This window comes from Streptomyces zinciresistens K42 (genome assembly GCF_000225525.1).
In the GTDB taxonomy this organism is placed as follows: domain Bacteria; phylum Actinomycetota; class Actinomycetes; order Streptomycetales; family Streptomycetaceae; genus Streptomyces; species Streptomyces zinciresistens.
Genome location: NZ_AGBF01000003.1, coordinates 90,590 through 100,274, shown reverse-complemented (window position 1 = coordinate 100,274; position 9,685 = coordinate 90,590). Strand labels below are relative to the sequence as shown.

General features: G+C 73.1%; 1 protein-coding gene. It reads right to left on the bottom strand.

The window, feature by feature from the left end; translation table 11 throughout:
• Nucleotides 1–29: 29 nt before the first annotated feature.
• The gene (locus SZN_RS02255) at nucleotides 30–9,644 is read right to left on the bottom strand and encodes a type I polyketide synthase (RefSeq protein ID WP_043727603.1); all 9,615 of its coding nucleotides are present in this window, start codon (nucleotides 9,642–9,644) and stop codon (nucleotides 30–32) included.
• Between the last annotated feature and the right edge of the window lie 41 nt (nucleotides 9,645–9,685).

The window sequence follows — 9,685 nt, the reverse complement described above, 5'->3', positions numbered from 1 at the left end:
AACGGACCTCTGGATCCGACCGCGCCGGCTCAGGAGATCCCGAGCTCCTTGTCGATGAAGTCGAAGATCTCGTCCGACGTCGCCGACTGGATCTTGTCCGAAACCGCCTTCTTGCCCGAGGTGGGCGATTCCTGTTCCGCCTCTCCCCACTTCAGAAGGAGCGTCTGCAGGCGCGTGGTGATCCTCGGCCGGTCCACGTCGTCGGCGGAGATCGCGGCCATCGCCGCTTCGATCCGGTCCAGCTCGCTGAGGATCGGTGCGGCCGCCGCGACCCCGTCCTGTACGACGTCGGTACGCAGTCGGCGGGCGAGCGCCACCGGCGTCGGGTGGTCGAAGACGATCGTCGCGGGCAGGCGCAGGCCCGTCGCCGCGTCCAGCCGGTTGCGCAGTTCGACGGCGGTCAGCGAGTCGAAGCCGAGTTCGCGGAAGGCCCGCCGGGACTCGACCGACTCCACCGACGCGAAGCCCAGCACCATCGCCACCTGCGCGGTGACCAGGTCGAGCAGCGCGCGTTCCTGCTCCGCCTCGGGCATCGCGGCGAGCCGCTCGCGCAGCTCCGAGCCATCGTTCTCGAACTGCTTGGCGGTGCCGCCGCCGAGCGCGGTGTCCAGGATCCGCCGCGCCTCGGGGACCTCGTCCAGCAGGCGGCTGGCCCGTACGGCGGTGTAGGCGGGTACGAATCGCTCCCAGTCGAGGTCGGCGACGGCCAGGTGTGTCTCCTGGAGGTCGAGGGCCTGCTGGAGGGCCTTGACCGCCAGCTCCGGGGTCATCGCGGCCATGCCGCCGCGCCGCAGCCGGTCCTCCAGCGCCCCGTCGACCGCCATGCCGCCCTCGGCCCACGGGCCCCAGGCCACCGAGGTGGCCACCAGTCCCCGGGCCCGGCGTTGCTGCGCCAGGGCGTCGAGGTAGGCGTTGGCCGCCGCGTAACTGCCCTGTCCGGCGCCGCCGATGGTTCCGGCGAGCGAGGAGAACAGCACGAACGCGGAGAGGTCGAGGCCCTCGGTCAGCTCGTGCAGGTTGCGGGCCCCGTCCACCTTGGGACGCAGCACGCCGGCGATCCTCTCCACCGACATCGCGTCCAGGACGCCGTCGTCCAGGACGCCCGCCGCGTGCACGACGGCGCTCAGCGGATACCGCTCCGGGACGGCGGCCAGTACGGCGGCCAGGGCTTCCCGGTCGGCGGTGTCACACGCCGCGACGGTCACCTCCGCGCCCAGCGCGGTGAGTTCGTCGCGCAGTTCCGCGGCCCCGTCGGCCGCCAGGCCGCGGCGGCTGGTCAGCACCAGGTGCTCGGCGCCGGCACGGGCCAGCCAGCGGGCAACCTGGCCGCCCACTCCCCCGGTACCGCCGGTGACCAGCACCGAGCCCCGCGCGGTCCACGGCCGGACCTCGGTCTGCGGCGCGGCGGCCCGCACCAGGCGCCGGGTGAACACGCCCGACGTGCGCACCGCCACCTGGTCCTCGAACTCGCCGGCGCCGCCCCCCAGCACACCGGACAGCCGGTTCGCGGTCCGTTCGTCGAGGGTGTCCGGGAGGTCGACCAGACCGCCCCAGAGCCGGGGGTGTTCCAGGCCGGCGACCCGGCCGAGGCCCCACGTCTGCGCCTGGGCGGCGCTGCGCAGGGTGCCGGACCCGGTCACCGACACGGCACCTCGGGTCGCCACCCACAGCGGGGCCTCGACACCGGCGTCCGCGAGTGCCTGCAGCACGACGAGGTTCAGCGCGAGCCCGCGCGGCACCACCGTGTGCCCGGCGCAGGGCTCCTCGTCCAGGGCCAGCAGGGAGAGCACACCGCCGACGGGGGCGTCGGGCGTGTCCCCGACCACCGTGCGCAGCCGCTCGGCGACCGCCGCACGGTCGATGTCCGCCGCGCCGTCGAGGACGATCCGCGTCACCTCCGCGCCCTGCCGCTCCAGCATGGCCGCCGCGGAGGTGACCAGCTGGTCGTCGGCGTGCGACCGCGGAACCATGACCATCCAGGTCCCGGTCGGCGCCCGCTCCGAGACCTCGGACACCGCGGTCCAGGAGATCTGGTAGCGCCAGCCGTCCACCGTGGACCGCTCGCGGTGGCCCTTGCGGTAGGACGACAGCGCGGGCAGCAGTTCGGTCAGCGAGGCGTTCCCGTCCACCTGCAGCGCGGTGGTCAGCGCGTCCAGGTCCTCGCGCTCCACCGCGTCCCAGAAGCCGGCGTCGACCAAGTCCGCGGCGGCGGGAGTGGCGGAGCCGTCGCTCTCGGGGGCGTCCAGCCAGTAGCGCTGCCGCTGGAACGCGTACGTCGGCAGTTCGACCCGGCGGACGTCCTGGCCCGCGAACAGGGCCTCCCAGTCGACGGTGACGCCGTGGACGTGGAGTTCGGCCAGAGCCGTCGTCAACGCCCCCGTCTCGGGACGGTCCTTGCGCAGCACCGGCACGACGACCGAGGCCGATGCCTCCTCCCCCGTCAGACACTCCCGCGCCATCGCCGAGAGCACCCCGTCAGGACCCACCTCCACGAAGGCGGTCACCCCCTGAGCCCCGAGCGCCCGCACCCCGTCCGCGAAACGCACCGCCTCGCGCACATGCCGCACCCAGTACTCCGGCACACACACCTCGCCCGCGCCCGCAGCCCCGCCCGTCACATTCGACACCAGCGCAACCGAGGGCGGAGCGAACGACAACCCCTCGACCACCGCGCGGAAATCGTCCAGCATCGCGTCCATACGCGGGGAGTGGAAGGCGTGGCTGACGCGCAGGCGACGCGTCTTACGCCCCTCCCGCTCCCACTGGGCGGCGATCTCCAGCACGGCCGCCTCGTCGCCCGAGACGACCACAGAGGCCGGGCCGTTGACCGCGGCGACACCCACCTCGGCCTCACGACCGGCCAGCGAACCGGCGACCTCCTCCTCCGACGCCTGCACCGCCACCATCGCGCCGCCCCCGGGCAGCGCCTGCATCAGCTGGCCACGCGCCGCAACCAGCGTGCACGCGTCCTCCAGCGAGAACACCCCCGCCACATGCGCCGCCGCGATCTCACCGATCGAGTGGCCGATCAGCACGTCCGGGGTGACACCCCAGTGCTCCAGCAACCGGAACAACGCCACCTCGACCGCGAACAACGCCGGTTGCGTGAACGCCGTCCGGTCCAGCAGCTCCGCGTCCGCACTGCCCTCCGCCGCGAACACCACGTCCTTCAGCGGACGGTCCAGCAACACGTCCAGATGCGCGCACACCTCGTCCCACGCGTCGGCGAACACCGGGAAGGTGTCGTACAACTCCCGCCCCATACCCAGGCGCTGCGCACCCTGACCCGAGAACAGGAACGCGGTGATCCCCGCCGGAGTGGCGACCGAGCGCACGACCCCGGGGGCCTCCTCACCGTTGGCGACGGCCGCCAGCCCGTGCAGCAACTCGGCACGGTCCGCGCCCGTCAGCACGGCACGGTGCTCGAACACCGACCGGCCGGCCCCCAGGGAGTAGCCGACGTCCTTCAGGCCCAGCTCCGGCCGTGCCGTCAGATGGGCCCGCAGCCGCCGTGCCTGGGCGCGCAGCCCGTCCGCGCTCCGGGCGGAGAGCATCCACGGAGCAGCGCCACGCTCGTCGGGCTCCGCCACCCCGGCAGGTCGCTCGTCCTGCGCGTCCGACGGGGCCTGCTCGATGATGGCGTGCGCGTTGGTCCCGCTGACGCCGAAGGCGGAGACACCGGCCCGGCGCGGCTGACCGGTCTCCGGCCACGCCGTGGTCTCGGTCAGCAGCCGCACCTCACCCGCCGACCAGTCCACCTGCGGCGACGGCTCGTCCACGTGCAGCGTCTGCGGCAGGACGCCGTGCCGCATCGCCATGACCATCTTGATGACGCCGGCGAGTCCGGACGCGGCCTGGGTGTGTCCGATGTTCGACTTCAGCGCGCCCAGCAGCAGCGGGCGGCCGTCCCTCTCCTTGCCGTAGGTGGCCAGCAGCGCCTGCGCCTCGATCGGGTCGCCGAGCGAGGTGCCGGTGCCGTGGGCCTCCACCGCGTCCACCTCGGCGGCCGACAGGCGGGCGTTCGCCAGCGCCTGCCGGATCACCCGCTGCTGCGAGGGGCCGTTGGGCGCCGTCAGACCGTTCGACGCGCCGTCCTGGTTCACGGCGGACCCCCGCACGATGCCCAGCACCTGGTGGCCGTTGCGCCGCGCGTCCGACAGCCGCTCCACCAGCAGCACATCGGCGCCCTCGCTCCAGCCCGTACCGTCCGCCGCGGCCGAGAACGGCTTGCAGCGGCCGTCCGGCGCCAGCCCGCCCTGCCGGCTGAACTCCACGAACGCCATCGGAGTGGCCATCACCGCCACGCCGCCCACCAGCGCCATGGTGCACTCGCCCTGACGCAGCGACTGGCAGGCCAGGTGCAGGGCCACCAGCGACGACGAGCAGGCCGTGTCCACCGTGACGGCGGGACCCTCCAGGCCGTAGGTGTAGGCGAGACGGCCGGAGACGACGCTGCCCGCGTTGCCGGTCAGCAGATAGCCCTCGATGTCCTCGGGCACCGTCTCCAGGTTGGTGCCGTATCCGGATCCCGAGAAGCCGACGAACACCCCGACCTGGCTGCCCCGCACCGACGCGGGGTCGATGCCCGCCCGCTCGAACGCCTCCCACGACGTCTCCAGCAGCAGCCGCTGCTGGGGGTCGGTGGCCAGGGCCTCACGGGGCGAGATCCCGAAGAAGCCGGGGTCGAACTCACCCGCGTCGTAGAGGAATCCGCCTTCACGGGCGTAGAACGTGCCCGGCCGGTCGGGGTCCGGGTCGTACATGCCCGACAGGTCCCAGCCGCGGTCGGAGGGGAACGACGAGATGGCGTCACCGCCGCTCTCGACCAGCTGCCACAGGTCCTCCGGGCTGCGCACCCCACCGGGGAAGCGGCAGCTCATGGAGACGATCGCGATGGGTTCGCCGTCCGCGCCGACCCCGGCGACCGCCCCGGACCCGGTGGCGAGCGCCGGGGACGAGGCGCCCAGCACCTCGCCGCGCAGATGCGCCGCGAGCGTGGTGGCGCTGGGGTAGTCGAAGACCAGCGTGGCGGGCAGGCCGAGACCGGTCTCCGCGGCAAGCCGGTTGCGCAGGTCGACCGCGGTCAGCGAGTCGAAGCCCAGATCGCGGAAGGCCCGGTGCGGCTCGACCGTCTCCGCGGAGGCGTAGCCGAGCACGGCGGCGGCGTGCTTGCGCACCAGATCGAGCAGCGCCCGGTCCCGTTCACCCTCGGTCAGCGGCTTGAGCCGCTCGCGCAGTCGCGCCCCGGCGGCGTCGGCGCTCTCGCCACCGTCGCCCTTGGTCTCCAGCGCCCGGACCTCGTCCAGATCGCTCAGCAACGGGCTGGGGCGGACGGCGGTGAACGAGGGCGCGAACCGCTCCCAGTCCACGTCGACGACCGTCACCACACCGTCGTCACCGGCCACCGCGCGCTCCAGAGCGGCGATCGCCAACTGGGGTGCCATCGCGGGCAGTCCACGCCGCGCCAGCTGCTCCCCCGCGTCGTCCCGAGTGGCCATGCCGCCCTCGGCCCAGGGGCCCCAGGAGACGGCGGTGCCGGCGAGACCCCGCGCCCGGCGCTGCTCCACGAGCGCGTCCAGGAAAGCGTTTCCGGAGCCGTAGACGCCCTGGCTGCCACCACCCCACACACCCGAGATGGACGAGAAGACGACGAACGCGTCGAGCTCACGGTCGCCGAGCAGCTCGTCCAGGTTGACGGCGCCCGCCACCTTGCCCGACACCACTCGGGCCGCGTCCGCGAGCTCCGTCTCCAGCAGGGAGGCCGCGGTCGTGACTCCCGCCGCGTGCACCACCCCGGTCAGCGGCTGGTGCTCCGGCACGGCCGCCAGGACGGCGGCGAGCGCGTCACGGTCCGCCGCGTCACACGCGGCGACCGTCACCTCGGCACCCATCCCCTCCAACTCCGCCTTCAACTCCGCCGCGCCCTCAGCCTGCGGACCGCGGCGGCTGGTCAGCACCAGGTGCTCGGCCCCAGTACGGGCCAGCCAGCGGGCCACCTGGCCGCCGAGCCCACCCGTGCCACCGGTCACCAGGACCGTGCCACGCGCCCGCCATGCCGCCTCCTCACCGCCGGCCGGGGCGGACCGCGCAAGTCGGCGTACGAAGACGCCGGAACCGCGCACCGCGAGCTGGTCCTCGCCGCCCTCGACGGAGAGCACACCGGCCAGCCGCTCCGCGGCGCGCTCGTCCAGCGACCCGGGCAGATCGACCAGACCGCCCCACAGCGGGGGCAGTTCCAGCCCGGCGACCCGGCCCAGCGCCCAGACCATCGCCTGTGTCGGGCTGGTGAGCCGGTCCGAGCGCCCCACGGACACCGCGCCCCGCGTACCGCACCACAGCCGGGCCGGGATCTCGGCCCGGACCATGGCCCGTACCAGCGCCAGGGTCAGCGCGTAGCCACCCGTCAGCGCCGGGTACCCCGGGCAGGGCTCCTCGTCCAGGGCGAGCAGGGAGAGCACACCGCCCAGCTCGGGCGTCTCCGCGGCCGCCTCGCGCAACCGCTCGGCCAGCACGTCCGCGTCGAGGTGCCGCTCGTCCGCCGCGACCTGGACCACACCCGCGCCGTGCCGCTCCAGCCCGGAGGCGACCTCCGCCACCAGCTCGTCCCCGGCACGGGACGCGGGAACCACCACCAGCCACGTTCCCGACAGCGAGCCGTCGGGGACGTCGGAGAGCGGCTTCCAGGTCACCCGGTAGCGCCAGCCGTCGATCGTGGACCGGTCGCGGTTGTTGCGGTGGTACGCGGACAGGGCGGGCAGCACCGCGCTCAGCGGCGCCTCACTGTCGACCGCCAGCGCACCCGCCAGCGACTCCAGGTCCTGGCGTTCCACCGTGTCCCAGAACCGCGTGTCGACGGAGTCGGTGCCATCGGCCGCGCCGCCGGCGGGTGGCAGGCCGAACCCGTCGAGCCAGTAACGCTCGCGCTGGAAGGCGTAGGTCGGCAGCTCGACGCGGCGGCCGCCACGGGCCTCCAGCACGGTGAGCCAATCGACCTTGGTGCCACGCGCGAACACCTCGGCGGCGGAGGTGAGGAACCGCTCCAGACCGCCCTCGTCGCGCCGCAGCGTGCCCACGACCACCGCCTGCGCGTCGGCGGCCTCCACCGTCTGCTGCACCGGAAGCGTGAGCACCGGATGCGGACTCACCTCGACGAACACGCCATGACCACTGCCGAGCAGGGCACGGGTCGTCGCCTCCAACTCGACGGTCTGCCGCAGATTCGTGTACCAGTACTCGGCGTCCAGACCCGCCGTGTCCACCAGCTCACCGGTCACGGTGGAGTAGAACGGCACCTGCGACGGGCGCGGCGCGATGTCCGCCAGCACCTTCAGCAACTCGCCGCGGATCTCCTCCACATGCGCCGAATGCGAGGCATAGTCCACCGGAACCCGGCGAACCCGCACCCCCTTACCCTCCAGCAGCACCACCAGCTCATCCAGCGCACCCGCATCACCCGACACCACAACCGAACCCGGACCATTCACCGCCGCGACCGAAATCGCGCCGTCCCAGGCCGCTATGCGCTCCCTGACCGCATCGACCGGCAGGCCCACCGACACCATGCCGCCACGGCCCGCAAGGCCCGCCGCGATCGCCTGCGACCGCAAGGCCACCACCCTCGCCGCGTCCTCCAGCGACAGCGCACCCGCCACACACGCCGCCGCGATCTCCCCCTGACTGTGACCCATCACCGCATCCGGCTCCACACCCACCGAACGCCACAACCGCGCCAGCGACACCATCACCGCGAACAGCACCGGCTGCACCACATCCACCCGGTCAAAACCCGGAGCACCCTCCACACCCCGCAGCACATCCGTCAACGACCAGTCCACATACACCGACAGAGCCGACTCACACTCACCCACCGACTCCGCGAACACCGGCGAAGACTCCAGCAACCCCACACCCATACCGAGCCACTGCGCCCCCTGACCGGGGAACACGAACACCGAACGGCCCCGCACATCCGCCGCACCACAGGTCACACCCGACGCCACCTCACCCCCGGCCAGCACACCCAGCCGCTCCACCAACTCCTCACGACCGGCCCCCGTCACCACCCCACGGTGCTCGAACACCGACCTCGACGCCGCCAGCGAAAACGCCACATCGGCAACACCCAGCTCCGGCCGCCCCACCACGAACTCCCGCAACCGGCCCGCCTGCGCCCGCAAACCAGCCGCACTACGACCCGACACCACCCACGCCACCGGACCACCCACCACCTCAGCAGCGGCCTCCCCGACCACCTCGACAGCGGGAGCCTGCTCCAAGACCGCGTGCGCGTTCGTGCCGCTGATGCCGAACGAGGACACACCGGCCCGGCGGGGCTGCTCGGTCTCCGGCCAGGGGGTCGGCTCGTTGAGCAGCCGGATGTCGCCCTCCGACCAGTCCACCTGGGACGACGGCTCATCCGCGTGAAGGGTCTTCGGCAGCACGCCGTTCCGCATGGCCATCACCATCTTGATGACCCCGCCGACACCGGCGGCGGCCTGGGAGTGGCCGATGTTGGACTTCAGCGAGCCCAGCCACAGCGGCTTGTCCTGCGGCCGCTCCTTGCCGTAGGTGGCCAGCAGGGCCTGCGCCTCGATCGGGTCGCCCAGCTCCGTACCCGTGCCGTGCGCCTCCACCGCGTCCACGTCGGCGGGGGTCAAGCCGGCGTTCTTGAGCGCCTGGCGGATCACCCGGCGCTGCGACGGTCCGTTGGGCGCGGTCAGGCCGTTGGACGCGCCGTCCTGGTTGATGGCCGAGCCCCGGACGAGGGCCAGCACCTCGTGGCCGTTGCGCCGGGCGTCCGACAGCCGCTCCAGGAGGAGCAGGCCCACGCCCTCCGCCCAGCCGGTGCCGTCGGCGCCCGCGCCGAACGCCTTGCAGCGTCCGTCGGGGGCGAGCCCGCCCTGGCGGCTGAACTCCACGAACATGCTGGGGGTGAACATGACGGCGACACCGCCCGCGAGGGCCAGCGAGCACTCCTCCTGGCGGAGCGACTGGCAGGCCAGGTGCAGGGCCACCAGCGACGACGAGCACGCGGTGTCCACCGTCACGGCGGGACCTTCCAGGCCCAGGGTGTAGGCCACCCGCCCGGAGACCACGGAGGTGGCGTTGCCCGCGAGCAGCAGCCCCTCCACGCCTTCGGGCATCTCGCTCACCCCGGCGCCGTAGCCGGAGGGCGAGGCGCCGACGAACACACCGGCCTGGCTGCCGCGCACCGACGCCGGATCGATTCCGGCGCGCTCGAACGCCTCCCAGGCGGTCTCCAGCAGCAGCCGCTGCTGGGGGTCGGTGGCGAGCGCCTCCCGCGGGCTCATGGAGAAGAAGCCCGGGTCGAAGTCGCCGGGCGCGTCCAGGAATCCGCCCTCGCGGACCGAGAAGGTGCCGGACCGGTCCGAGTCCGGGTCGAAGAAGCCGTCCACGTCCCAGCCCCGGTCGGGCGGGAACTCGCCGACGGCGTCGCCGCCGTCGGCGACGAGCCGCCACAGCTCCTCCGGAGTGCGTACACCCCCCGGGTACCGGCAGCTCATCGCCACGATGGCGATGGGCTCCCGGTCTCTCTCCTCCACCTGTCGAAGTCGCCGACGAGCCTGACGCAGGTCAGCAGTCACCTTCTTGAGGTAGTCAAGGAGTTTTTCGTCTTCAGCCACTATCCCCAGCTCCTTGAAACACTCTGTGAGTTCCGGCTCAC